The sequence below is a fragment of the Cognatiyoonia koreensis genome, assembly GCF_900109295.1.
GTDB lineage: Bacteria > Pseudomonadota > Alphaproteobacteria > Rhodobacterales > Rhodobacteraceae > Cognatiyoonia > Cognatiyoonia koreensis.
The window spans coordinates 649,820-673,871 of sequence record NZ_FOIZ01000001.1; the positions used below are offsets into that span (position 1 = coordinate 649,820).

Consider the following 24,052-nt stretch of genomic DNA (forward strand, 5'->3'; position numbering starts at 1 on the left):
AAGACGCCAACGGTATACAATCGTGTGCTTCTAACTATCTATAAAATATGCATTTTTCCTTTACATGCGACATTCTGCCGTTAGGTAATGAAACATAGAAAAACCAAGGCGCGCCCTCATGCCCCCGATCCCAGACCATCCACTCCGCTATGCTATGGCAAACGAACTGCACGCACGACCCTTCCCTGTCGTGAACAAACCAAGCCGTGCGGCATATCTTGCCATCAAGCCAAAGGAAAACGCAGCAGGACGGGATCGGGATGCGGATCGTGCCCATCTTGTCGCGTTGCTCGACAGATTTGGGGCACCGCACCCACAGCCGGGGGCGACACACTATTCGGGGCAATTGGGAAAGCATCTGCTCAAGTGGGAAAGCCATACGGAATTCGTCACCTACACGCTATTCGGCGAAGGTCTGGCGGATCGGCCATTCGACGCGGCGACTTTCAGCGTGTTCCCCGACGAGTGGCTGGAGGAAGCACCCGGCACCCGCGTGACCTCTGCGCTGATCCGTATCGAGGTGGCAGAAAACGACGACGGTGTTCTGGACAAGGCAACGGACTGGTTTGTGCCGGAAAGCCTCGCCATCAGCCGTGTGCTTGATAACGATCTGATCATCGCTAGCGATTTCCGGATTGATGCCAGCGGACACATGCGCATCGCCGTCTTTGCCCGTCCGGAAACGGGTGACAGGCGGGTCGGGCGCGTCGTGCAACGCCTTTGCGAGATTGAAACCTACAAGGCCATGTCGATGCTGGGTCTGTCACGCGCCCGCGGGCTGAGCCGTGAAATGGCACAGATCGACACGACCCTGACATCTTTGCTGGGTGACATGTGCGGGCCGATCGGCAAACCGGACGTGATGTTGCAATCCTTGCTGGAAGTCTCCGCCGAACTTGAAAACATCGTCGCGCAAACTTCGTTCAGGTTCGGTGCGACCGAAGCCTATGAAACCATCGTCAACCAACGGATCGAGATCCTGCGCGAAGAACACTTTCAGGGGCGTCAGACTTTTGCGGAATTCATGATGCGCCGTTTTGATCCGGCGATGCGCACTGTGAAATCGACACAGGCGCGCCTCGAACGTATGTCGGCGCGGGCGCAGCGTGCCAGCGACCTTTTGCGAACGCGCGTTGACGTGGAACGGTCCGCGCAAAACCAGGAACTGCTGACCAGCATGGACAAGCGCGCTGACCTGCAACTGCGCTTGCAGCGTACCGTCGAAGGCCTATCGGTGGTTGCGATCAGCTATTACGCCGTGAACCTTGTGCTTTATGTAACCGGACCGCTGGAAGAAGCGCTGAACGTCTCCAAGACAGTAATGGCAGCGATCGCAACGCCGCTGGTCCTGCTAGCCGTGTGGTTCATGGTGCGCCGCATTCGCCGACACATTGAATGATTAGGCAAACGTCTGTGCAAGGTTGTCGCGCTTGAACAGTTCGGTTCGGTTGACCGCATAGACGGCACAGGCTGCCCCCAGCACATTCGCACAGACCGCGGCGATCAGGATACCGGTATAGCCGAACAGACTGACACCGACCCAGGCAAGTGGCAGGTAAAGGACGAAAATGCGCGTCAGGCTGAGCGCCATGGAATAGCCGGCCTTGGACCGGGCGTTCATCGCCGCATTCGCCGTCACGATGAAACCATAGCCGAACAGGCTCATGCCAACGATACGCAGGTATTGGGCTGCGTAGGATGTCGCTTCGCCCCCGCTGGCAATAAATCCGGCCAGCCCCTCGGCAAAGAACGCAAGGATCAGGCCGATCGCAATGCCATAGGCAGCGCAGAATGCGAATGCGACCTGCACAGCGCGTCCGGCGCGGTCGTGTTGCTCTGCCCCCCAGTTCTGGCCGACAACGGGGCCGATGCCGGATGACAGCGCAAACATAGGTACCAGCGCCAATGACTGGATGCGGGTCGCAGCGCCAAATCCGGCCACTGCCGTTTCGCCAACTGTTGCAACCGCAGCCGTGACCGCGGCCATACCCGCGGGGTTGATGGCATTGGAAAACGCTGCCGGCCCACCGACCTTGACCAGCGTCCTTGCCGATTGCAGGAAATTCTTCGTCGGCTGACAGTTGAAAAAGATCAGCCCGCGCCGCATGGCCCAGACGAAGGCGGCGGTGGCCACGACTGCGCGTGCCGCAAACGTCGCCATCGCTGCACCAGCCGTTTCAAAGCCCGGAATGAACGCCCAACCGAAAACAAGCAAAGGGGTGAGGGCGATATTCAAAACAGATTCCGACACCATGAATATGGCCGAGATACGTGCATTTCCGTGCGCGCGGAATAGTGCGTTGATCAACATGCTTGTGACCGCGAACGGGAACGACAGGCACCACCACGGCACGAATGCGCGGATTTCCGTCATCACGTTGTCACTTGCGCCAAGAACGCCGAACAGCGGACCGATCATCAGGAATAGAAGGAAGGCGACGCCGACAGCCAGGAACACGCCAAGCGCAACAGCATGCAGCCCGATCCGGGCCGTGGCCGTGGCATCGTCTTCGCGACCGATGGCCTGTGATACGGCAGCATTCGCGCCAGCGGACAAACCGATAGACAGCGACGTGATGGCTGCTGTGACCGGATAAATAAAGCCAACCGCAGCCAAGGGCGCACCGCCAAGCTTGCCAAGGAAATAGGCGTCGGCCAGTCCCACGCTCAGCACGGCAAGGATACCCAGGACCATGGGTGCCGACATGACCGTCAGTCCACGCCAGATCGGTCCATCCGTCAGCTGTTTGTCGTCATTTGCCATGTCACGCTTTCATCTGTCCGTCCCACAGAAACAACAAGGTGACGCGGTTGTTCCCTACTTTCCGCGAATGCGCGGATCAAGCGCGTCGCGCAGACCGTCGCCGATGTAGTTCACGGCAAGAACCGTCAGGGAAATCGCAAGACCGGGCCAGATCACGCGTTCCGGGAATGCCTGCATCCTGTCGACACTGTCGAATAGGATCTTGCCCCATGTGGGAAAGTCGGACGGAAAGCCAAGGCCAAGGAATGAAAGCGCGCTTTCGGTAATGATCGCGGCTGCAAGACCCAATGTGGCAGATACCATGATGGGGGACAGAACGTTGGGAAGCAGGTGACGCGTAATCATCTTGCCGGGCGGTGTGCCGATCGACCGCGCAGCCAGAACGAATTCACGCTCTTTCAGGGCCATGACATCGCCGCGCACGATCCGCGCCGTCTGCATCCAGCTTGTGATGCCGATGGCGATGACGATCAGGATGAAGATACCGTTTTCCGGCCCAAATGCCGCACGCAACGGATCGCGGAACAACAGCATCATCACAAGCAGCAGCGGCAGGATCGGCAAGGAGAGAACCAGATCGGTAAAGCGCATCAGGATACCGTCCAGCGCACGGAAATATCCTGCAACGACTCCGATTGTCGTGCCAAGCAGCACGGCCAGGATCATGGCCGTCCAACCGACAGCAAGGCTGACGCGTCCGCCCTGCATCAGGTTCGCCATCAAATCGCGCCCAAGGTGGTCGGTTCCCATGGGGCGCGCCCAACTGGTTTTCGCGTCACCGTCAAGCAGGGCGATATAGATGGGCCGTACATCCTTGTTGCGGATGTCCAGCTTGCCGGGGTCAACATCCCAGATCCATGGGCCAATGGCACAGAAAAGCGTGATAAAGATCAGGAACCCAAGCCCAAAGACCGCGCCCTTGTGGCTGCGGAACTGGACCCAGACATCCCGCCACTGGCTTGTCGGTTTGGCGTCCGGGTTCAGGATGACGGTGGTATCAGTCATAGCGGATCCTCGGATCAAGGATGCCATAAAGCACATCGGCAATCAGGTTCATGAGGACGATCAGCACCGCCAAAAGGAAGGTGATAGTCATGACCATCGGAATGTCGGACCCTTGCAGGGCGATGATTAACAATTGGCCGAGGCCATTCACCTTGAAGATCTGTTCGGTAATGATCGCGCCGCCGAAAATGGCGGGAATACCAAGCGCGATGACCGTTACAACGGGGATCATCGAATTGCGCACGACGTGCTTCATGACCACGACGCTTTCGCTCAGCCCTTTGGCCCGTGCTGTGCGTACGTAATCCATCGACAGGTTGTCGAGCATGGAGGCCCGCATATAGCGGCTGACTTGCGCAGTGGTTTGCAAGGCCAGCACCATGACGGGCATGACCATTTGCTGAAGCTGGACTTTGAAACTTGCCCAGTCGTTCACGACGTGGGTCGTGTCATAGATCGACGGCAGCCATCCAAGGTTCACCGAAAAGATCACGATGACCAGAACACCGGAAAAGAACGGCGGAACGGAAAATCCGATCATTGCAACGAACGTGCCGGCCTGGTCGAAGACGGAATACTGCTTGTATGCGCTGATGATCCCGATTGGCAGGGCAATCGCGACGCCGACGACATAGGACATGCCAACAACCCAAAGAGTCTGTGGCATGCGTTCAGCGATTACGTCAAAGACAGGGCTGCGCGATTGAAAGCTGATGATGCGCTGTGCACCATCTGCGAAATTGGTGCCCCATGCATTGTCGATCCAATATTGCGGCTCGACAATAAAGAACTGATACAGCCATAGACCAAACCGCGTGTACCATGGTTCACCCAGACCGAGGGCCTCGCGCATGCGCTGTTTGACGTCATCCGGAATCGTCAGCGGCATGTTTGCCATCGGATCGCCGGGGGCGAGCTCGAGCAGCATGAAAATCACAAAAGCAATGAACAAAAGCGTCGGGATCGACAGCAATAACCTGCGGAGGGTGTAGGTCAGCATATACGGGGCGCCTTAGGACATGGTTTCCGAAACGAGGGGCGAGCAGTCAAAAGCAGCAACGCGCCCCGGGGTGATACCCGGGGCGCGCATGTCGCTACTTACTCACCGATGCGGTACCAGTCAGCTACGTTCCATAGCTCACTGTCCCACACATTCAGATCAACGCCGCCAAGGCTGGTTGCATGTGCCGACAGGCGACCACGGTGCACCAGCGGGATCATCGCGCCACGTGTGACAGCGATGTCGTTCAACTGGCGTGCGATTGCAGCGCGTTCACCAGCGTCTGCAGTCTGTGTCAGTTGCTCGTGCAGCGTGTCGTACTCTTCGTCACAGAAACGGCTGATGTTCTCACCCTGCCACTGTGTTGCCGGGCTTGGTGCCTTGTCACACAGTGCGTTGGCCAGATAGGACTGTGGGTCCGTACCGTTGAAGGTGTTGGCGTACATCTCGACGTCGGCATAGAACTTCTGGAAGGTGTCGGGCGAGCCTGGATCACCACCGAAGAAGACCGATGAATCGACGTTGCGCAGTTCCACTTCGATTCCGATCTCGTTCCACCATTCCTTGATCAAGGCCTGGAAATCCTGACGAACAGCGTTTGTGGATGTCTGGTACAGGATCGACATTTTTACGCCGTCCGGTGTTTCACGAACGCCGTCACCGTCAGTATCGACATAGCCTGCTTCTTCCAGCATGGCCTTCGCGCCTTCCAGATCCTGCGTGTCACAGGTCAGCGTGTCAGAGTTGACTGCGTCCGGAGCGGGGACCCAGTTACAGGTGACCTTACCAGCCTGTCCGTAGCCAACCTCGACCAGAAGCGGGCGGTCGATCGCCATGGACATCGCGTTGTAAACGGCCGGATCGCCAAGGAACGGGTGCGGGCGTACAACTGACCGTTCATCCGGGCCAAGCGCCGGATCAGGGTTTGTGTTGTTCAGCATGATCCGCTCGACCAGCGGACCAAAGCCTGCAACCGGTGTCCCCATGCCACCAGCTTCCATCGACGCGATCACGTCGGGCGCAAGTTGCAGGTTCCAGGCATAGTCGAATTCGCCCGTTTCCATGACAGCACGGCCTGCAGCCGTCGCATCGCCGCCACCTTTGAAGTTAACCGAAGCGAATGCCGGCTTGCCTTCATGGCGGAAGTTTTCATTGGCAACCAGCTGGATGACGTCGTTGGTGCGGAATTCCGTCACAACGAATGGTCCGGTGCCGATGGGGCCGAAGTTCTGCTCGGTACACTCGGGGGCTTTCGCACCCATGCAATCGGCAAACTGGGCGGCTTGAATGATCGGGCTTTCACCACCAACGAACGGGCCGTAGGGGAAAGGTGTCGGCGTGCCAAAGCGGACTTTGACGGTAAGGTCATCAATGACTTCGACGGATTCGACGCCTTCGAACTTCGTGACCTGCGCACAGCCGCCTTCAGGGTCCATGCAGTAGTCGGCAGTGAACTTGACATCGTTCGCTGTGAACGGTGTGCCATCGGACCATGTGATACCAGGTGTGATTTTCCACGTGATCGACAACAGGTCTTCGGTCACGCCGCCATTGGCCACGGTGGGAATTTCGTCCACAAGCCAGGGGACAAGCTCGCCCGAGCTGTTGTAGCGGGCAAGCGGTTCGATCACCAGCGAGGCGGACTCAACGTCCTTTGTGCCACCTGACAGAAACGGGTTCAGGATGGATGGAGCCTGCCAATAGATAATGCTGACTTCGCCATCGCGTCCGCGCTCACCTTCGTGGCCGTCCGCCATGACCATGGATGCGGTGGCACCAAGTGCGACGGCACCCATCAGGGCTGTTGTGAGTTTCATAAACCTCTCCTTGTTGGTTTGTTGATGTCGCCGGGTTTCCCGGTCGATTTGAGGTGTCCGAGGGGGGAGAAACCACATTTCGCAGTTGTTTCCAGACTTGTCAGAATGATCACCCCCAGCGGTCATGCACGCCATACCAAACAGGATTCGTGCCGTTTGCAAGCATAACTCTGCTTGAGATTTGAATTTTTTGTGCAAATGGTCAAAAATCGGGCGGCGCAGCCATTCGGCATTTGACAGCCACGTTGGGGCATGTAGCGTGATCCGGTCTGTCATCGGAGGGGTCATGCACGACACAGCGCCAATCGTCGATATCCAAAATCTCAGGGTCACCTTTCCCACCAAGGGCGGAGAGATCGTCGCGGTCAAGGATATGTCGCTTACGGTAAAACCCGGCGAAACGGTGTGCATCGTCGGCGAAAGCGGATCTGGCAAATCGGTGACGTCGCTGTCGCTGATGCGACTGATCGATTTCGGCGGGGGCAAGATCGCTGATGGCAAGCTGCTGTTTGATCTGGACTCAGACCACCTCAAGGAAGACCTCGCCCACAAGCCGCTGCGCGAGATGCGGCAGGTTCGTGGCAACAACATCGGCATGATTTTTCAAGAGCCGATGACGTCTCTCAACCCTGTTTTCACACTTGGCGCGCAGTTGACCGAAGGGTTGCGAACCCACAAGGGCATGACCAAAAAGCAGGCCGAGACACGGGCCATTGAATTGCTGCGCCAAGTGCGCATCCCCGAGCCGGAAAAGCGCCTGAGCCAGTATCCGCATGAACTGTCAGGGGGCATGCGTCAGCGGATCGTCATTGCGATGGCCCTTGCATGCGAACCGCGCCTGTTGATTGCAGACGAACCCACGACGGCTTTGGACGTGACAATTCAGGCCGAAATCCTTGCGCTCATCGACAAACTGAAACGCGAAACCGGCACTGCCGTCATGTTCATCACCCATGACATGGCCGTTGTCGCACAGATCGCCGACCGCGTGGTCGTGATGTATCGCGGCGAAAAAGTGGAAGAAGGCACCGTTTTCGACATTTTCGAGAACCCGCAGCACGAATATACCCGCGCGCTATTGTCAGCTGTGCCCCGCCTTGGGGAAATGACAGGCAAGGACTATCCTGAAGCCATGCGGCTGTTCGGTGTGGACAACTATGACCCCAAACCCATACCCGGCAAGAACGAACCGCTTTTGGAGGTCAAGAACCTCACCACACGGTTTCCTGTCAAGGCAGGGCTTTTGCGCCGGACCGTGGCGAATGTTCACGCCGTCGAAGATGTCTCTTTCACAATCAAGAAGGGACAGACACTTTCGCTTGTGGGTGAATCCGGGTGTGGAAAATCGTCCTGCGGGCGCTCGCTCTTGCGACTTGTCGAACCGATGTCGGGATCAGTGATACTGGATGACAAGGATATCATCGCGCTCAACACGCGCGAACTGCGCGAAGCGCGCCGCGATATGCAGATGGTCTTTCAGGATCCGTTCGCATCTTTGAACCCGCAAATGACCCTCGAAGATCAGGTGTCTGAACCGCTGATCAACTATAAGATATGCAAAGGCGACGTGCTGAAAGAGCGTGTGGCGAAACTGTTCGACCGCGTGCAATTGCCCCGCTCATTTATGCAGCGCTATCCACACGAACTGTCCGGCGGGCAGCGGCAGCGCATCGCGATCGCACGTGCCCTGGCGCTGAACCCGAAGTTGATCGTATCTGACGAAGCTGTCAGTGCGCTGGACGTTTCGGTCCAGGCCGAGGTGCTAAACCTGATGATGGAGCTACAGGCTGAACTTGGAGTGTCCTACCTGTTCATCAGTCACGACATGGCGGTCGTCGAACGGGTCAGCCATTCCGTCGGGGTCATGTATCTGGGCCGCATCGTCGAAATCGGTCCACGGCGCGAGATTTTCGAGAATCCACAGCACGCATACACACAAAAACTGCTGTCAGCCGTGCCGGTCGCAAACCCGCGCGAACGCAAGCTGGTGGGTGATCTAGACTTCACACCGATCCCGTCGCCGATCCATCCGGTCGGATATGAACCCCCGCCTTCGCGCTACAAGGAAGTGGGCCCTGAACATTTCGTGCTGATATGACGGTCTGTGCGGTTCTCGAAAATCCGGTCAGCGCCCCGACAGTCTGTCGGGACACCAGTCTGAACCTGATTGATTTCGCTGAAAGCGACTTCGCAGACTTTGGTATCACAGGAACGCGCGTCTCCAATGGGAACGGCACCAAGGCCGCACTCTATGCGCATGTTGGGTCGGATATCGCAGGCGGTGTCGTTCTGTCGGGGCATACGGATGTCGTGCCTGCGGACGATGGCGACATCGCACAAGCCCCTCAACCCAACGAATTCATCACCATCTATCAGTTCCGGAAAAGAGAGGCGTTCTTGAACCGCCCCGTCACCCATCTAAGTTCCTGATCAGATCATCTTTCAACGCAATTGCCCGACAGAGGCACCCGTTCTCAGCCAAGGACGGACAGAAAAGGACCAGAAATGCCCGTCAAGAATCGCTTTGCCGAACTGCTGCCCGACATCACCGCAATTCGTCGTGATTTGCATGAAAACCCTGAAATCCTGTTCGAAACGCACCGCACATCGGCGATCGTGGCTGACAAGCTCAAGGCGTTCGGCTGCGACGAGGTGGTGACCGGGATCGGGCGCACGGGTGTTGTCGGCGTCATCAAGGGCAAGGCGAATACGTCCGGCAAGACTATCGGCTTGCGGGCCGATATGGACGCCTTGCCGATCCATGAACAAACCGGCCTTGAGTATGCGTCAAAGACAGATGGCGCAATGCACGCCTGCGGTCATGACGGACATACGGCAATGTTGCTGGGGGCCGCACAGTATCTGGCCGAAACCCGCAATTTTGACGGAACAGTCGTTGTGATTTTCCAGCCGGCCGAAGAGGGCGGCGGCGGTGGCCGTGAGATGTGCGAAGACGGGATGATGGATCGCTGGTCCATCGATGAGGTCTACGGCATGCACAACTGGCCGGGCAGACCAGTCGGCAGTTTCGCGATCCGGCCTGGCGCATTTTTTGCGGCAACAGATCAGTTTGACATCGTCATCGAAGGCAAAGGCGGCCACGCGGCCAAACCGCAGGAAACGGTGGACAGTACGCTGGTCGCCGCCCACTGCGTGACCGCGCTCCAATCCATCGCATCACGCAATGCAGACCCTGTGGATCAGGTCGTGGTCTCGGTGACATCCATCGAAAGCTCCTCCAAAGCGTTCAATGTCATCGCGCAACGCGTCGCGATGAAGGGGACCGTGCGGACAATGTCAAAGAACATGCGTGATCTGGCTGAAACCCGACTGAAAGCGATCTGCACCGGAGTCGCTGAAACCTTTGGTGCAACGGCAGAAGTGACCTATCACCGTGGCTATCCATGCATGGTAAATCACGACGAACAAACCGCCTTCGCAGCCGAGGTTGCACGCGCCGTATCTGGCGACTGTGACGATGCGCCGCTGGTGATGGGCGGCGAGGATTTCGCCTTCATGCTCGAAGAACGCCCCGGCGCGTATATCCTTGTTGGCAACGGCGATAGTGCGTCAGTGCACCACCCTGAATACAACTTTAATGACGATGCAATTCCGGCAGGGTGCAGCTGGTGGGCAGAAATCGTTGAACAACGCTTAAAAGTCGCGTAGGGCGGGCGCTCTACAACCCTTAAGCGAAAGACGACGACATGAAGACGCAATTATTGGCAGCCATTCTGGCCGCAACAGCGACATTTGCAGCACTGCCAGCATCTGCCCAGCAAACGGCCATCACCGAGAACTTCGCGGGCGGCGAATTGAACTGGGATGGCCCTGCACGCACGCAGATTCGTTGGGCACCTGTGCCGTCAAACGGTGAAATCCTCATCTGCGGCGCGTATTCGAACATCGGTGGCACCAAGATCACGCGCCTGAGCCGCGTCGTCATGCAGCAATCCAAAGTTGTTGACGTCAACGGAAACACCGTGCTGAACACACTGTCGTTTTTCAACAACATCTCCAGCGCGCACTATCAGTCCAAACTGATGGGCCAGATGGCCAATTGCAGGTCGACGGGTCGTCCCGCGACGCAGGCAGAGTTGTCAGGGCTGCGTCTTGATGTCAAAACCGGACGTATCCGCACGCCGTAAAAAGAGATGTCACATGCCGATTGTCTGGTTGAAGGAACCCCACGCCGAAAAAGAGCGGTTCTTTCAAGCCATCGGCGAAAGCAACGGCCGTGCATTGCGCACTTGGCCAGTTTCTTTTCAACATTTTCCTGAAACCAATGCCCGTGCCGCCGCGTGTCTGGCGCGGGCCAAGAAGCAGCCGAAATCCGCAGTTGGCTATGCCCTCAAGCTGGCCTTTCTCAAAGGGCGCTACAATTGGGCGCGCCGGTATTTTGCAGCCCATCCGGACGATCTGGCGCTATGCTGGCAGGGTTTGACCGGCACGCGCCGTGTTTTCATGGAAGGTGCGCGTGATGCCGGCGCGGCGCGGCTCTTTTCCGAACTTGCGCCGTTGCCTGGCTACAAAACGCTCGACCCCGAAGGCGTGAACGCCGAAAGCAGCGTTCCGCGGGTCCCGAGCTTTTTCGACGATGTCACTCCGGACCCCGCGCTTCTCGACCAGATCCGCGGAAAGCTGACGGCCCGGGAATCGCGGCGCAAGGATGTGGGGCAGGGGCAAAAGCGCACGACAGACTGCCCCTATCTTTTCGTCCCGCTGCAAGTCCCTGACGATAGCCAGATGGTGCTGTTCGCCGGTTGGGTCGGGTCGATGGAAGGGTTCATCAACGCCATCGCCACTGCCGCGCGCGATTTGCCGGATGGCTGGCATCTGCGACTGAAAGAGCATCCCTCATCCAGAATTCGCCTGACGGATCAGATCAACGCACTGATCGCTGACGGGGCGCGCCTCGAACTTGACAATGAAACGGACAGCTTTGCACAGCTTCGCGCAAGCCGTGGGGTTCTGACCTGCAATTCGTCCATGGGTCTGCAAGCGATGTTCCACGACGTGCCGGTCATCACCACCGGGCGTTGTTTCTATGCGATGCGCGGGCTGACCAAACATGCAGGCGATGCCGCGACACTGCGGGATCTGATGGGACGTGCGCCAGCGCTGCAATTCGATCCGGAATTTCGCGCTCGTTTCCTCACTTGGCTTGCCAAAGACTATTACATCGGTGAAACCGAAAAGGGCTTCGACCAAGACGCCATCAAGAAACGTATCGCAGAGGCCCGCGCATGTTCTGGAAATCCCGCACCATCAGCAAAATCGGACTGACGCCGCCGGCACCTTTCGAAACCCGCGCGCCGCTGGCGATCTGTCTGATCGTCAAGGACGAGGAAACCCATATCGGCGAATGGGCCAAGTTCCATATCCGGGCCGGTGTCGACCATATTTTCGTTTATGATAACGGCAGCAGCGACAAGACGGTGCCGATCATCCGTGATGCGCTGGGCGACAAGGTGACCATTCTCCCGTGGGATCAAAAACTATGCGATGGACGATCAAAGGCCGAAATCCACAATCAGGTTCTCGCCTACGCGCATTGCCTGCGAAACTTCGGAGCGGGATACCGCTGGATGGCGTTCATCGACGTCGATGAATTTCTTGTCCCGACGGCAGAAGCTTCCATCCCAGACGCCCTTGCCCCACTCGCAGATAAGGCACAGATTTCGTTGCCCTGGCACATGTTCGGGCGTTGTGGCCATGAAAAACCGCCAGCGGGCGGGATCCTTGCGAATTACACGCAGCGGATGAAGGATCCGCTTTCGTCTGAACATGCGTTGAACTGGAAATGCATCGTCGATCCCTGCAAGGTGACAGGCGTGCGTGTGCATGGCTTTGATATCGAAAATGCACCGATCACGGTCAATGACGTCGGGCTATTGGCGCAACTGGATGATCGCAAGAACAAGGCCTTCTATTCTAACGCTGCGATCCAGTTGAACCACTACTACACCCGATCAAACGCGGAATTGCAGGCCAAGGTCAATCGCGGGTCGAACAAGACTGTGGACAGCCAGAAGCATCTCAAACGGGTCATGCGGATCGTTGATGCGATTGAAAAGGACACGGTCACGGACACGTCGGTTGCCGACTTCCTCGCGCGGCGCTCAGCGTCCTGATCAAAAAATTAACCGCCTGTATGGCTCATGTGACGGCTGACCTGCCCATCGACCTGCTGGCGCGAATAGTCAAAATCGTGCCCCTTTGGTTTCAATGCAATGGCTGCGCGAATGGCGTCTTCCAAAACCGCATCGCTTTCCGACGATCGCAGCGGTTCGCGCAAGTCGGAATGACCTTCCTGACCAAGGCATGTATAAATTTCGCCCGTGCAGGTGATGCGCACGCGGTTACAGCTTTCGCAGAAATTATGGGACAAAGGTGTAATAAAACCAATGCGCTGTCCGGTTTCCTTGATCTGGACATACCGGGCTGGGCCGCCCGTGCGATCGGGTAGATCAACAAGCGTAAAGCGTTTTTCAAGTTCCGCGCGCAGGTCCGTCAATGACCAGTACTGGCCGATCCGGTCCTCGTTTCCGATGTCACCCATAGGCATGACTTCGATAAAGGTCAGGTCCATACCTTGCTGGGCGCACCAATCGGCAAGGGTAAACAATTCGTCCTCGTTGAAACCTTTGAGCGCAACGGTGTTGATCTTGACCTTCAAACCAGCGGCCAAGGCAGCGTCAATGCCGCGCAAAACCTGCGGCAGACGACCCCATCGGGTGATTTCGGCAAACTTTGCTGCGTCCAGTGTATCCAGCGACACGTTCACACGGCGCACGCCGGCGGCGTATAAGTCGGCAGCATATTTCGCAAGCTGCGAGCCATTTGTTGTCAAAGTCAGCTCATCAAGCGCGCCACTTTCCAGATGACGCCCGATCTGGTTGAAAAACGTCATGATCTCGCGCCGCACCAGCGGTTCGCCCCCTGTGATGCGCAACTTGCGCACACCAAGACGGATAAAGGCCGAACACATGCGATCCAGTTCTTCCAGTGTCAGTAGGTTTTTCTTGGGCAGAAAGGTCATGTTTTCGGACATGCAATAAACGCAGCGAAAATCGCAGCGGTCCGTCACAGAGACACGCAGATAGCTGATGGCACGTGCAAATGGGTCAATCAGTGGGGCATTCATGGCCGCAAGGCTACGGTCGGGCAGGGGATTGCGCAAGGGCGAACGGGCCTCTTGTTCCGTCGTGATCTTGGACATACGGTCACGATCATGAGATATATTGCCCTACTCCCCGTCTTGGCGCTTGCCGCCTGTGAATCCCCCTCACTGCAGGGACTTATGACGCCAGCCGATGGACCGGCAAGCGTGACACCAGCCGTCGCAGGTACAGCACCCGTTGCAACACTGGATCCGACGCCGCCACCACCGCCGCCACCCAGCGCGCGCACAGTGGAACAGTTCGATACAACAACCGCAGAAGACCGGGCCGAGGCCCTCGCCGCGCCTGAAGCACCCGAACCCAGCAACGAACTTGGAACGACGATTGCCTCGCTTGGATCACCGGCGGAACCGGGTATCTGGCTGAAGACACCGCTTGTCACGACGCTGACACCCGGACGCGTCGAATATCAGGGCAATTCGGTCAATGTCGAATTGCGCCCGTCGGGCGGTGCCGCAGGATCCGGCAGCCAGATGAGCCTTGCCGCGATGCGGCTGATCGAAGCCCCACTGACCAGCCTGCCTGAAATCACCGTGTTCAAACGCTGATCTTGCGAGACGCTTCCTTGACCGCAAAGGGTTTCATGGCGTCCTGATGGGTCGCCAGAAATGCTTTGACGCGGTCTGCATCGTGCTTTGATAATTCGCGCAGCCACCAGGCAATCGCTTTCTGAATGAACCATTCGTGGTCGGTCACAAGCCGCGCAGCCCATCCGAGGATTCGATCCCGCGCGACAAGTTCTGCCGGTTTGGGGTGGTTCTGTTTCGTCCATGGCAGGGTCATCACAAGGGCGGCGCGGCGCGTCCACATATGGTCTGACGCGATCCATGTCTCGACATTGTCGAGCCGTGTCGGGTCTGCGGTCAGCCGTTTCTGTCCAGCGATGGATGCATGATCGGCGACGGCCCAGGCGTCGAAGTCGGGAACCCAGCTTTCGATCAAGGCCCATGCGCCCGCATCGTCTGGCCGGATACGCGCTTGCGTCAGCAGTTTCGCCGCCGCAACCCGACCTTCGTGGACATTCGTTTGCCAAAGACCATCAGCCAGCGCGAGACGGTCTTCCAACGTGCATGCCGCCCGCCAATCCTTGACATGCGCGTCGATAACAGGGTTCGCGACGCCCAAATACGGGCGGTCGACTTTGTGATAGGTGCGCATTTCCGCAGCCTTCTGCGGATCACCGCCCAAGGCTGCAATGGCGTCGTCCGGTGTCATTCCACCGTGACCGATTTGGCCAGATTTCGGGGCTGATCCACGTCCGTCCCCTTCGCAATAGCTGTGTGATAGGCCAGCAGTTGCGCTGGGATGGCGTAAAGTATCGGGGCGAGGAAATCATCGACTTCGGGCATCACGATGCTTTGCCAGACGCCATCGCCAGCCTCGTTGACGCCTTTCTGATCCGAAATCAAAAGCACCTTTCCGCCGCGCGCCATGACTTCCTGCATGTTGCTGACGGTCTTGTCGAAAAGCGCATCGCGCGGAGCCATGACGATCACCGGCACGTTCGGGTCTACAAGGGCGATGGGGCCGTGCTTCAATTCGCCAGATGCATAAGCTTCGGCGTGGATATAGCTGATTTCCTTCAGTTTCAGGGCACCTTCATGCGCTAGCGGATACATCTGGCCACGCCCCAGAAACAGGATGTCACGAGCCTCTGACAGCTCCTGCGCGATCGCTTGCGTGCGTGCTTCGATGCCAAGTGCGATGTTCATGACACCCGGCAGCCCGCGCAAGGCGGCAAGCTTGGTCTGCACGTCCTGCGGCGACATCTGCCCACGGTCCTGCGCGGCTTTCAGGACCAACATGGCCAAGGTTGTCAGCTGACAGGTAAATGCTTTTGTCGACGCCACACCGATTTCCGTACCCGCAAGGATCGGCAGGGCAAGATCACTTTCGCGCGCGATAGAGCTTTCAGGAACGTTGACGACAGAAACGATCTTATCGGCCTTTTCGTGCATGTAACGCAAGGCGGCCAGCGTATCCGCCGTCTCACCGGACTGGCTGACGAACAAGGCGACTGTGCCTTTCGTGACAGGGGGTTCGCGGTAGCGGAATTCGCTCGCCACGTCGATTTCGATCGGCAGACGTGCGATCTGTTCGAACCAGTATTTCGCAACCATACATGCATAGAACGCTGTGCCACAGGCAACCAAGGTCATCCGTTCGATCTGGTCAAACGCAAGGCCGGGTTCGGGCAAAACAACGCCATCGGCACCGATGTAGTGGGACAAAGCCCCTTGCAGAACCGTCGGCTGTTCGGCGATTTCCTTGGCCATGAAATGCTTGAACCCGGCCTTGTCCACCATCGCGGAATCCATGCGGATCGTGCGCTGGTCGCGGTTGGCGAGATTGCCAGCGGCATCCCGGATTTCGAGCGAGGTACGGGTGACAATGGCCATGTCACCTTCGTCCAGATAAGTGATCTGGTCGGTCATCGGGGCCAGCGCAATCGCATCAGAACCGACGAACATCTCACCCGCGCCATGTCCGATTGCCAAAGGCGAGCCCTTGCGCGCGGCGATCAGCAAGTCATCCTCGCCATCAAACAGGAAACATAAGGCGTAAGCCCCTTCAAGCTGTGCAATCGTGTCGGTCGCGGCTTCAGCGGGGCTATGGCCAAGGCTCAGGTAGTATTGCGCGAGCAGTGCGACGGTTTCTGTATCTGTGTCCGTTTCGAACCCGACACCTTCGTCGGCCAGAAATGCGCGTAACTCGCGAAAATTCTCGATGATGCCATTGTGCACAACAGCGACGCCGCCTGCACGGTGAGGGTGGGCATTCTCGATACTCGGCGCACCATGGGTGGCCCAGCGCGTGTGCCCGATGCCAGCCTTGCCCGGCAGCGGATCATGAACCAGCACGTCCGACAGATTGACCAGCTTGCCGACAGCACGGCGCCGATCCAAGGTTTTGCCGTTGATCGTCGCGATTCCGGCGCTGTCATAGCCACGATACTCAAGCCGCTTCAGCGCCTCCACCAACAGGGGCGCGGCTTCATGGTTTCCAAGAACCCCGACAATTCCACACATAAGCTTTGCCCCTTTAGTGCTTGGCTTCTTTTTGTTTTTTCAGTCGTGCGAACAGCTTTCCAGCAAATCCCCGCACATTGCGCTGTCGCGCGCGGCCGACACCCAGATCCCCGTCCGGCACGTCTTCGGTGATCGTCGATCCGCTGCCGGTCATCGCACCGGCACCGACGGATACGGGGGCCACAAGCATTGTATCGGACCCGATAAAGGCGTCAGCGCCAATAGTTGTCCTGTGCTTGAAGAACCCGTCGTAATTGCAGGTTACGGTTCCCGCACCGATATTGGCTCGCGGACCGACTTCGGCATCGCCGATATATGACAAATGGTTCACCTTGGCACCTTCGCCGATCATGGCGTTTTTGATCTCGACAAAATTACCGATCTTGGCGTCTTCAGACAGTTCCGCACCGGGGCGCAAGCGCGCATAGGGTCCGACCACTGCACCGCGCGCTACGTGACAGCCTTCCAGATGGGAAAAGGCACGGACCGTGGCACCGCTTTCGACCGAAACGCCCGGCGCAAAGACCACGTGGGGTTCGACGGTGGCATCGCGCCCGATAACCGTGTCATGGGCGAAAACGATGGTCTCAGGGGCAGGCATGGCAACGCCGTCTTCCATCGCATTGGCGCGCATCCGCCCCTGGAACATCGCCTCTGCCGCGGCAAGTTCCGCGCGCGAGTTGATCCCCAGCGTTTCGCTTTCATCACAGGCCACGACACTGGCGGTCAAACCGCGTTCACGCGCAATCCCGATAATGTCCGTCAAGTAGTATTCACCGGCGGCGTTCTCGTTTCCAACCGCATCGATCAGTGCAAACAGTGTCTGTGCGTCTCCAGCAATAACGCCGCTATTGCAAAGCGTTATCGCGCGTTCTTCGGGTGTTGCATCCTTGTATTCGACGATCTTGGACAGCTTGGCACCATCGGTCACCAATCGTCCGTACCGTCCCGGATCGGTCGCCGCAAAGCCAAGCACAACGACATCGTCCGTGCCGCATTTGTCGACCATCTTGCGCAGGGTTTCGGGCGCGATGAACGGCGTATCGCCATACAACACGATGGCCGTTCCTTCGAACGCCTTCAAGGCATCGCGGGCCTGAGCGACGGCATGTGCTGTGCCAAGTTGTTCGTCTTGGTGCACGACCTTGGCATCGGGGTTCCAGGCGGTCGCTGCCTTGGCGACGGCTTCGGATCCGTGGCCGGTCACAACGACCATGTGTTCAGGTTCCAGCTGTTCGGCTGATTTCATCGCGTGCACAAGCAAAGGTGCCCCACCGATCTGGTGCAGAACCTTGGGCAAGTCCGAATTCATCCGCGTGCCTTTGCCCGCGCCCAAAATAACAAATGCTGTCGCCATACCCGCCACGCCCCATGTCCCGGTTATCCGGTGTCGTTTGTTGGTCTTGTACCTGTGCGTCAGTCTAGCACAAGCCTTTGGGCTTCACATCCGATTTCGGATCGTTACAGAGGACATAAGGAGAGTGGCGATGCGCACAGTAATTTTCGATCTGGATGGCACACTGGCGGATACGTCCGGCGATCTTCTGGCGGCGGCAAACATGTGCTTTCAGGATCTGGGGCTTGGCGACCTGCTTGGCCCGGCAGACGCAGGAACCGCACTGAAAGGCGGGCGGGCGATGCTCCGCCTCGGCTTTAGCCGTGTCGACGGTTACGGCGAAGATGATATCGACGGCCAGTATGACCCGCTGCTCAATCACTATGCCAATGACATCGACACCCATACGGTCATGTATCCCGGCGCGATGGATGCGGTCGAAAACCTCAAGACAGCGGGCTATGCTGTCGGGATCTGTACGAACAAGCCCGAGGGCCTTGCTCAAACGCTTTTGACCCGGCTTGGTGTGCGTGATGCCTTTGGTGCGTTGCTGGGGGCCGACAGCCTGCCAGTGCGCAAACCCGATCCCGAACATCTGTTCGAAACCGTGCGCCGGTCCGGCGGTGATCCGCAGCGTTCCGTTCTGGTGGGCGATACAAAGACCGACCGCGATACCTCGGCGAATGCGGGCGTTCCGTCGATCCTCGTGACCTTCGGTCCCAGCGGCGAAGACATGGCCGCCTTGAAGCCAGAGGCGCTGTTGCACGACTACAAAGACCTTTCAGACATCGTGCGTGACCTGATTGGCTAAAGCGGTCTTTGACTTTCCCGAAGCTCCATTGACGCACCGTCTGCCACATCACATGATTTGAACATGAACGACGTTTTCAAAGGCCTCTTTACCCAGCAGGAACCGATTCCCGATTCCGGAATCGCGGCTGCAAACGCTGTCCTGCAACATGGTCGCCTGCACCGTTATAATACGGTTGATGGAGAAATAGCCGAAGCGGCCTTGTTGGAAGAAGAATTCGCCGCCTACATCGGATCGCAATACTGCCTTGCCGTGGCATCTGGCGGATACGCAATGGCAACTGCGTTGCGCGCTTGCGGCGTTGGTCACGGCGACAAGGTACTGACAAACGCGTTTACTTTGGCACCCGTGCCGGGTGCGATTGCCGCCGTTGGCGCGATGCCTGTTTTCGTCGGCGTAACCGAAGACCTCGTAATCGACCTTGATGAACTGACCACCAAACTGGATCAAGCGTCAGTGCTGATGCTGTCGCATATGCGCGGACACCTGTGCGACATGCGCCGGTTGATGGACATGTGTGACGCGGCGGGCGTCACTGTTATCGAAGACTGCGCACATACGATGGGGGCCTCGTGGGACGGTGTGCCATCCGGGCGCTGGGGCAAGTTCGGCTGCTTTTCGACGCAGACCTATAAACATATCAACTCGGGCGAGGGCGGGTTGTTGGTGTCCGACGACGCAGAAGGCATGGCACGGGCCATCATGCTGTCTGGCAGCTACATGCTGTTCGAGCGCCACCGCGCCGCGCCGCCGCCAGAGACATTTGCGCAGATCAAGTACGAGACGCCGAATATTTCGGGCCGGATGGACAATTTGCGCGCCGCAATATTGCGCCCGCAGCTACGCAATCTGGCAGAACAGGCCGGGCGCTGGAATGAACGTTATGGTGTGATTGCCGATGGGTTGGCAGACGTACCGGGGTTGCAATTGCCGCACCGCCCGAAAGAAGAAGCGTTCGTCGCCTCCTCGTTTCAGTTTCTGCTGCTGGATTGGGCACCGGATGCCGTATCGGACGTGATCGCACGTTGTGCCGCGCGCGGGGTCGAGCTGAAATGGTTTGGCGGTGCTGAACCCAAGGGCTTCACATCCCGCTATGACAGTTGGCATTACGCACCATCTGCACCAATGCCAAAGACGGATCGAATTCTCGCAGGAATCGTGGACATGCGCTTACCACTGACGTTCTCGCTTGCGGATTGCACACTGATAGCGCAGATCATCCGGTCCGAGGTGTCAGCCGTTTACCAAGGCCAGGCGGCAGCGGAATAATCAGTTGTCGGGTTGGTAAAGCGGAATTGTCGAAATCGACATTTTTGCCGAGCCCTGCGTCAGTTCAGCTGCGTGGGCCAGATAGATCAACGTTTCGTTGTCTGCGTCGTAGATCCGCTTGACCCGCAGGGATTTCAGGATGATCGACTGACGTTCGCGAAAGACGTTTTCCCCATCGCGGCCGCGATCAATGTCACCGATGACGATCGGGCCGGTCTGGCGACAATCAATTGATGCGTTTGACGGATCTTCGAACCAGTTCCCGTTGGACACGCGATCAAAGAAAGACCGTTCAAAATACGCGATGTGACAGGTCACGCCTTGCACTTCGGGATCTTCGATGGCTTCGATAATGATGTCGTTCCCGACCCAATCGACGCCAACCTGACCAACTTTTTCAGCGTTGGCAGTGAACGGCAGGCAGGTCAGACAGGCGATAAGAAGGTGTTTCATGTCAGATAAACTCGCCCCGCAGATAATTGTTCCGGCAGGTTCATGTTCCGGTCATAAATGACTCGACTTTGAATCGAGACAAGCTAAACTGAACGGGCGTTCAATTAATCCGGAGACTGCGCGATGTTCCTTGCATCCATGACGTTCGACCTTGGTGAGGATGTGAACGCCCTGCGTGATATGGTGCATGGCTGGGCGCAAGAACGGGTCAAACCGGTGGCCGCCGATATTGACCGCAAGAACAGCTTTCCACCTGAACTCTGGCGCGAAATGGGTGAACTTGGCCTGCTTGGCGTGACGGTCGATGAAGACTACGGCGGTGCGGGTATGTCCTATCTGGCGCATACCGTCGCGATCGAAGAAATTGCCCGCGCCTCTGCCTCCGTGTCGCTGTCCTACGGGGCGCACTCGAACCTGTGCGTCAATCAGATCAAGCTCAACGGAACAGAGGCACAAAAGCAGACATACCTCCCGCGCTTGATATCCGGTGAACATGTCGGGGCGCTGGCAATGTCCGAAGCGGGCGCGGGGTCCGATGTCGTGTCGATGTCGTTGCGCGCGGAAAAGCGTAACGATCATTACCGATTGAACGGTAATAAATACTGGATCACCAATGGCCCCGACGCGGACACGCTGGTGGTTTATGCAAAGACCGACCCGAATGCCGGATCAAAAGGCATCACAGCCTTTCTGATCGAAAAGGAATTCAAAGGCTTCAGCACATCGCCCCATTTCGACAAACTCGGGATGCGGGGGTCCAATACCGCAGAGCTGGTCTTTGATGACGTCGAAGTCCCCTTTGACAACGTGCTTGGAGAAGAAGGCAAGGGCGTGCGCGTGCTCATGTCTGGCCTGGATTACGAACGGGTCGTGCTTGCAGGGATCGGCCTTGGAATCATGGCGGCCTGTCTGGACGAAATCATGCCTTACCTGGCGTCCCGCAAACAGTTCGGCGAACCCATCGGGAACTTCCAACTGATGCAGGGCAAGATCGCGGATATGTATACGGCGATGAATTCGGCCCGCGCCTATGTCTACGAAGTCGCGAAAGCCTGTGATCGTGGCACCGTGACCCGTCAGGATGCGGCGGCTTGCTGTCTTTATGCCTCAGAGGAGGCCATGAAGCAGGCGCATCAGGCCGTGCAGGCAATGGGAGGCGCTGGATTCCTCAACGATGCCCCCGTCGCACGCATTTTCCGCGACGCCAAACTGATGGAGATCGGGGCAGGGACGTCCGAAATCCGCCGTATGCTGGTCGGGCGAGAATTGATGGGGGCGATGCGGTGAAAAGCATGGGAACCCACTTAAGCCCGCTGAAGTCAGGGGCGGCGTAGGATGGACATGCGCATTCTGTTTCTTCCATTTGCAGGCGTGGTGGCACTGTCCGCCTATGTCGGCTGGCAGATGGGAAAGCCGCTCAGCGAATCCGCCGTTCTTGACCATCACGCTGATATCTGGGTTCAGACAGGGCCGGACGGTGCCGAAAAAACGGATTGCTTTGGCGTTCCGGGCGAAGTGGATACAGTTTGGATCACCGTTATCTGTCGTCATGACAGCGGCATCGTCGAGCGTACGGCCGTTGACCGGCAAGGACGTGTCCTGATGGAACAGGATGGTCCGGAAACATGACATACATCATCCCGTCGCCATCCTCATCCACATGGCAGAACGTCACGTTGAACCGGCAAACAAGTAATCTGCGTCTTCATGTTTGCGGCGACAGGCCAGTGGCCGACCCAGCAGCGACTTCATCGCAAATAAGTGAAAGGCACATTCGCCTATGACACGTGCCGATCATGAATCCGCTCTTGAACATGTCCGCGCCGCAGCCAGTCTTGCGGCTGCCGGTGGCGGTGAAACCGCGCGTGAGCGTCATGTGAAACGCGGCAAGATGCTTCCCCGTGATCGCGTTGCCGGTTTGCTCGATGTCGGCAGCCCGTTTCTGGAGGTCGGCGCAACCGCTGCGCACGGTATGTATGATGGTGCTGCTCCTTGCGCTGGTGTCATCGCCGGGATCGGGCGCGTGAACGGTCAGCAGGTGATGGTGATCTGCAATGATGCGACGGTAAAAGGCGGCACCTACTATCCGATGACCGTCAAAAAACACCTGCGCGCGCAGGAAATCGCGCAGGCCTGCCATCTGCCGTGCGTCTACCTTGTCGACAGTGGCGGTGCGAACCTGCCCAATCAGGACGAGGTCTTTCCGGATCGCGACCACTTCGGCCGCATCTTTTACAATCAGGCACAGATGTCCGCGCTGGGCATTCCGCAAATCGCTGTGGTCATGGGATCATGCACCGCTGGCGGGGCTTACGTGCCCGCAATGGCCGATGTGTCGATTATCGTGAAAGAACAAGGGACAATCTTTCTGGCCGGCCCGCCCTTGGTCAAAGCCGCAACCGGAGAGGTCGTGAGCGCCGAAGATCTGGGCGGCGGCGATGTACACACGCGCCTGTCCGGCGTGGCCGACTATCTGGCAGAGGATGATGCCCATGCGCTTGCCCTCGCGCGGCAAGCCGTCGCCAGTTGCGCGCTCACGTCGACGGATGTGGTGCGCGCAGAACCTCGCCCCCCGACGCTTGACCCTGATACGCTATTTGATGTGGTGCCCGCTGATCTGCGCACGCCCTATGACATCCGCGAAGTGATCCGGCGGATCGTGGATGGCTCCAGTTTTGACGAATTCAAGGCACGCTTCGGCGAAACGCTTGTCACCGGCTTTGCCCATATCGACGGCTGGCCGTGCGGCATTGTCGCGAACAACGGCGTGCTGTTTTCCGAAAGTGCGCAAAAGGGCGCGCATTTCGTAGAACTGTGTTCTCAGCGGCGCATCCCGCTGATTTTCCTGCAAAATATCACAGGCTTCATGGTCGGCCAGAAATACGAAAACGAAGGCATCGCGCGCCATGGTGCCAAGATGGTGACGGCGGTCGCAACGACCAATGTCCCGAAAATCACGATGCTTGTGGGTGGTTCGTTCGGCGCTGGAAACTACGGCATGGCCGGGCGGGCCTACAGCCCCGACTTCCTCTGGACCTGGCCGACCAGCCGCATCTCCGTCATGGGCGGCGCGCAAGCCGCCGGAGTTCTGGCGACGGTCAAGCGCGATGCCATCGAACGCAAGGGCGAAAGCTGGAGCGCGGAGGACGAAGCCGCATTCAAGCAACCGACCATCGACATGTTCGCCGAACAATCGCACCCGCTTTATGCGTCAGCGCGGCTTTGGGACGATGGGATCATCGACCCACGCAAATCGCGCGAAGTGCTGGCATTGTCGCTGGCCGCCAGCATGAACCGCAAGATCGAGGAGACACGCTTTGGTGTGTTCAGAATGTGATGGGCGAGGAAGCACGCCTTTATTCAGAATGCATGTCAGAGTTAAAG

General features: G+C 58.0%; 22 protein-coding genes. 13 read left to right on the plus strand and 9 right to left on the minus strand.

Going from position 1 to position 24,052, the window contains the following annotated elements; all coding sequences use genetic code 11:
• The first annotated feature begins 118 nt into the window (after window positions 1-118).
• Window positions 119-1,399 (plus strand): DUF3422 family protein, encoded by a 1,281-nt coding sequence (locus BMY44_RS03170; RefSeq protein WP_089990176.1) that lies wholly within the window; start codon window positions 119-121, stop codon window positions 1,397-1,399.
• Here BMY44_RS03170 and BMY44_RS03175 read toward each other — a convergent pair whose 3' ends face one another.
• From BMY44_RS03175 to BMY44_RS03190, 4 genes are all read right to left on the minus strand, one after another.
• Complete coding sequence (locus tag BMY44_RS03175) at window positions 1,400-2,764, minus strand: MATE family efflux transporter (RefSeq protein ID WP_089990178.1); 1,365 nt, start codon at window positions 2,762-2,764, stop codon at window positions 1,400-1,402.
• 54 nt (window positions 2,765-2,818) lie between these two features.
• Entirely contained in the window at window positions 2,819-3,769 is a 951-nt protein-coding gene (locus BMY44_RS03180) for an ABC transporter permease (protein ID WP_242650475.1), read from the minus strand.
• Window positions 3,762-4,769: an ABC transporter permease gene (locus BMY44_RS03185; RefSeq protein ID WP_089990183.1), complete on the minus strand. Its 1,008-nt coding sequence runs from the start codon at window positions 4,767-4,769 to the stop codon at window positions 3,762-3,764. The genes BMY44_RS03180 and BMY44_RS03185 overlap by 8 nt, the downstream gene beginning before the upstream one ends.
• 98 nt (window positions 4,770-4,867) lie before the next feature.
• Window positions 4,868-6,586 carry a peptide ABC transporter substrate-binding protein gene (locus tag BMY44_RS03190; RefSeq protein ID WP_089990186.1) on the minus strand — a complete coding sequence of 573 codons (1,719 nt, stop codon included), beginning with the start codon at window positions 6,584-6,586 and terminating at the stop codon, window positions 4,868-4,870.
• Between the two features lie 286 nt (window positions 6,587-6,872).
• On the opposite strand from BMY44_RS03190, the gene BMY44_RS03195 reads away from it, so the two are divergent.
• From BMY44_RS03195 to BMY44_RS03220, 6 genes are all read left to right on the plus strand, one after another.
• Entirely contained in the window at window positions 6,873-8,684 is a 1,812-nt protein-coding gene (locus BMY44_RS03195; RefSeq protein ID WP_089994464.1) for an ABC transporter ATP-binding protein, read from the plus strand.
• The gene (locus tag BMY44_RS03200; protein WP_089990189.1) at window positions 8,681-9,016 is read left to right on the plus strand and encodes a hypothetical protein; all 336 of its coding nucleotides are present in this window, start codon (window positions 8,681-8,683) and stop codon (window positions 9,014-9,016) included. The genes BMY44_RS03195 and BMY44_RS03200 overlap by 4 nt, the downstream gene beginning before the upstream one ends.
• A gap of 75 nt (window positions 9,017-9,091) precedes the next feature.
• Window positions 9,092-10,255 carry a M20 aminoacylase family protein gene (locus BMY44_RS03205; protein ID WP_089990192.1) on the plus strand — a complete coding sequence of 388 codons (1,164 nt, stop codon included), beginning with the start codon at window positions 9,092-9,094 and terminating at the stop codon, window positions 10,253-10,255.
• Window positions 10,256-10,293: 38 nt separating this feature from the next.
• Window positions 10,294-10,734 carry a hypothetical protein gene (locus BMY44_RS03210; protein WP_089990195.1) on the plus strand — a complete coding sequence of 147 codons (441 nt, stop codon included), beginning with the start codon at window positions 10,294-10,296 and terminating at the stop codon, window positions 10,732-10,734.
• A 13-nt stretch (window positions 10,735-10,747) separates the two neighbouring features.
• Complete coding sequence (locus BMY44_RS03215; protein ID WP_089990197.1) at window positions 10,748-11,872, plus strand: capsular polysaccharide export protein, LipB/KpsS family; 1,125 nt, start codon at window positions 10,748-10,750, stop codon at window positions 11,870-11,872.
• Complete coding sequence (locus BMY44_RS03220; RefSeq protein WP_089990200.1) at window positions 11,833-12,720, plus strand: glycosyltransferase family 92 protein; 888 nt, start codon at window positions 11,833-11,835, stop codon at window positions 12,718-12,720. The genes BMY44_RS03215 and BMY44_RS03220 overlap by 40 nt, the downstream gene beginning before the upstream one ends.
• Before the next feature lie 8 nt (window positions 12,721-12,728).
• Here the strand turns inward: BMY44_RS03220 and moaA are convergent, their stop codons facing one another.
• Complete coding sequence (gene moaA, locus BMY44_RS03225; RefSeq protein WP_089994466.1) at window positions 12,729-13,733, minus strand: GTP 3',8-cyclase MoaA; 1,005 nt, start codon at window positions 13,731-13,733, stop codon at window positions 12,729-12,731.
• 87 nt (window positions 13,734-13,820) lie between these two features.
• Here moaA and BMY44_RS03230 point away from each other — a divergent pair, with 87 nt between their 5' ends.
• Window positions 13,821-14,318: a D-galactarate dehydratase gene (locus BMY44_RS03230; RefSeq protein ID WP_165611775.1), complete on the plus strand. Its 498-nt coding sequence runs from the start codon at window positions 13,821-13,823 to the stop codon at window positions 14,316-14,318.
• Here BMY44_RS03230 and BMY44_RS03235 read toward each other — a convergent pair.
• The 3 genes from BMY44_RS03235 to glmU are packed head-to-tail and all read right to left on the minus strand — an operon-like array spanning window position 14,308 to window position 18,156.
• Window positions 14,308-14,985: a DNA alkylation repair protein gene (locus BMY44_RS03235; RefSeq protein ID WP_089990204.1), complete on the minus strand. Its 678-nt coding sequence runs from the start codon at window positions 14,983-14,985 to the stop codon at window positions 14,308-14,310. The two genes, BMY44_RS03230 and BMY44_RS03235, sit on opposite strands and share 11 nt — an antisense overlap.
• Window positions 14,982-16,799, minus strand: a complete 1,818-nt coding sequence (gene glmS / locus BMY44_RS03240) for a glutamine--fructose-6-phosphate transaminase (isomerizing) (RefSeq protein WP_089990207.1) — start codon at window positions 16,797-16,799, stop codon at window positions 14,982-14,984. The genes BMY44_RS03235 and glmS overlap by 4 nt, the downstream gene beginning before the upstream one ends.
• A 13-nt stretch (window positions 16,800-16,812) precedes the next feature.
• The gene (gene glmU, locus BMY44_RS03245; RefSeq protein WP_089990209.1) at window positions 16,813-18,156 is read right to left on the minus strand and encodes a bifunctional UDP-N-acetylglucosamine diphosphorylase/glucosamine-1-phosphate N-acetyltransferase GlmU; all 1,344 of its coding nucleotides are present in this window, start codon (window positions 18,154-18,156) and stop codon (window positions 16,813-16,815) included.
• Window positions 18,157-18,286: 130 nt separating this feature from the next.
• Between glmU and BMY44_RS03250 the strand changes: the two genes are divergently transcribed.
• Entirely contained in the window at window positions 18,287-18,946 is a 660-nt protein-coding gene (locus BMY44_RS03250) for an HAD-IA family hydrolase (RefSeq protein WP_089990212.1), read from the plus strand.
• A 63-nt stretch (window positions 18,947-19,009) separates the two neighbouring features.
• Window positions 19,010-20,215, plus strand: a complete 1,206-nt coding sequence (locus BMY44_RS03255) for a DegT/DnrJ/EryC1/StrS family aminotransferase (protein ID WP_089990214.1) — start codon at window positions 19,010-19,012, stop codon at window positions 20,213-20,215.
• On the opposite strand, the gene BMY44_RS03260 is transcribed toward BMY44_RS03255, so the two are convergent.
• Entirely contained in the window at window positions 20,216-20,668 is a 453-nt protein-coding gene (locus BMY44_RS03260; RefSeq protein ID WP_089990216.1) for a CreA family protein, read from the minus strand.
• Between the two features lie 123 nt (window positions 20,669-20,791).
• Between BMY44_RS03260 and BMY44_RS03265 the strand changes: the two genes are divergently transcribed.
• From BMY44_RS03265 to BMY44_RS03275, 3 genes are all read left to right on the plus strand, one after another.
• The gene (locus tag BMY44_RS03265; RefSeq protein WP_089990218.1) at window positions 20,792-21,955 is read left to right on the plus strand and encodes an isovaleryl-CoA dehydrogenase; all 1,164 of its coding nucleotides are present in this window, start codon (window positions 20,792-20,794) and stop codon (window positions 21,953-21,955) included.
• 54 nt (window positions 21,956-22,009) lie between these two features.
• Window positions 22,010-22,297, plus strand: coding sequence for a hypothetical protein (locus BMY44_RS03270; RefSeq protein WP_131801566.1), 288 nt, complete (start codon window positions 22,010-22,012; stop codon window positions 22,295-22,297).
• A gap of 151 nt (window positions 22,298-22,448) precedes the next feature.
• Complete coding sequence (locus tag BMY44_RS03275) at window positions 22,449-24,005, plus strand: carboxyl transferase domain-containing protein (RefSeq protein ID WP_089990224.1); 1,557 nt, start codon at window positions 22,449-22,451, stop codon at window positions 24,003-24,005.
• Window positions 24,006-24,052: the final 47 nt, after the last annotated feature.